Source organism: Flavobacterium sp. (assembly GCF_029242675.1).
GTDB lineage: Bacteria > Bacteroidota > Bacteroidia > Flavobacteriales > Flavobacteriaceae > Flavobacterium.
In genome coordinates this window covers 1-2,125 of record NZ_JAQWTM010000354.1, presented here as the reverse complement: position 1 = coordinate 2,125, position 2,125 = coordinate 1, and the positions used below count along the sequence as shown (strand labels likewise).

Genomic DNA, 2,125 nt, shown 5'->3' with positions numbered 1-2,125 from the left:
TAAAGAATATATTGACGCAATTGAAATTTTAGAAAATGTTTTGGAGAATTCTAGTTCTACAAATAGCGATATTGAAGGATCTAAATATTTCATCGGGTTATGTTACTTTAAAATGAATCTTTACAAAAATGCCTCTATATATTTTGAAGAAGACTTTCAAAATGAAAGTTATTCATCAGACGCGAAATCTTTTTTAGGGATCTGTAAAATCGCAACGGGAAAAGAAGAAGAAGGTATAAGAAATTTGGAGGAATCAATTAAAAATGAAACGAATAACCACGCTTATCATAACGCAATACTAAACCTCGCTATATATATTGATGATGTTGATAAATCCCTTAATTTATTCAGTAAATTATATGATTCAACCTTTTTATCAAAAAATGAAGAAGAAAGTGAATTGGATCAATTAAGAACTTTGTCATTATACTATCAATCAGATATTCTAAAAAGTAGGGAAGATTTTATTGGAAGTTTGATTAAAATTGAAAAAGCTTTAGAATATAGTACTCTACCGGAATCTTTATTTTTAAAGTTGTTGAAATATAATATCTTAGAAGTTAAGGATGAAAACATTAAAGTCGATATAGTTGATGTGATCATAAATAATACTTTAGTTTTTGATATTTCTAATACTACTCCCATAACTTTTACTGAAGTAACATTAAAACATATTCTAAATTTTATTTTTGATCTTGAAGAAATCGATAGATTTGAAAGATTATTGAGTTATTCTGTACCAAAATTATTTTCAGATTGTGATAATTATGAATTGATTTATCAAATAGCTAGTTCCTCGAAGGACAAAAAAGAGATAATATTAAATTATCTGTTGGGTTTTAAAGAATTGATGAGTGAAGAGTTGTTGATGAAAGTCTACAAAGAAATAGCTTTTATGAAAACAAATAACTCAGATGAATTTTGGACCTATTTTGATGCGTACCTTACATTTTTTAATAAAAATGAAATAGTTCAAGGAGATGATGTATATTTATTTGCAATTGGTATAAAACTATATTATGATGGAAATCAATTAAGAAAATCGTTGGATTTATGCCTAAACATTGACAAACGAGTTTCAAATATTAAAGATGAAAAGTTGAAATTCGAAGCCGTTATTATTTATTATTGGTATGCGACGATATACAGATTAATTAAAGATAAATTTAATTCTTTAAAATACTCTGAGCTAGGTTTAGAATTAATTGAAAGTTCTAATAGAAGACGGACGTCAATATTTGACGAAGAGGGTTTAAAAACTATTAAAGAAGACTTACTTGAAATTAGAAATCAATTTTCAACTATCCTAAATCCCATTAATTCTACCTCATCTAAATTAAAGTTTCAAAGAAATGATATTGTAACAGTAAAGTATATCGATGGTTCTGTCGTTAAAAACAAATTTAAAAAATTTGAAAACGATTTAGGAAGTGGAAAATGTATGATTATATGATATACTTATGTGTTGGGCACCAATTCCACAAGATTTTTTTCTTGTAATATTTACCAGTGATGAAAAAAATACTGTAAGCTACCAAGCTGCCTCATAAAATCCTCCACAAGCCATTTCGAATTAAAGTATACTATTTATCGTAAACATGCTGATTTGCTTTCTTGCAATGAGCATATTTAATACGGCTGTTACGGAAAAGTATCCGTGAATAATAGCCCTGATGGGAGCGGCATCCTCGTAACGTAGTGGAGAGATACAGCGTACAGCAGGAGGGAAGTTCTTAAAAATTGCGGTTGTGGTGCTCCTAAAATAAGATGTAGCGATGTATATATGTTGGTTATTTTATTAAATTCACTGTAACAGATTTCAAAAAACACACTCTTATATTAAAACGATTAGTACAAACAAAAATACAGCTATGAAAAGAATTGTTATAAGTGGTCTTATGCTTTGTGCGGGGATGGTTTCTCAGGCGCAATCAATTGACAAGATCATCACAGTCAAAAAAGTTACCGAGGTAGAAACGATCCTTGCTGCAGATGATATGCAAGGGCGTGCAACTTTTACTAAAGGGATTGATAAGGCTTCTGGTTACATCGAAAACCAATTTAAAAAGATAGGTTTAGAGACTTTTAATGGTGCCAAAGATTTTCGCCAAGAGTTTGAAATGAC

At 29.3% G+C, this 2,125-nt stretch carries 1 protein-coding gene and 1 pseudogene; both read left to right on the top strand.

Annotation, left to right across the window (positions count from 1 at the left end; translation table 11 throughout):
- Positions 1-1,453 (top strand): hypothetical protein (locus tag P8M54_RS12940; protein WP_300288341.1); only part of this gene is annotated, 1,453 nt, incomplete at its 5' end.
- A gap of 418 nt (positions 1,454-1,871) precedes the next feature.
- A pseudogene (locus tag P8M54_RS12935) lies at positions 1,872-2,125 on the top strand (aminopeptidase); the annotation flags it as partial.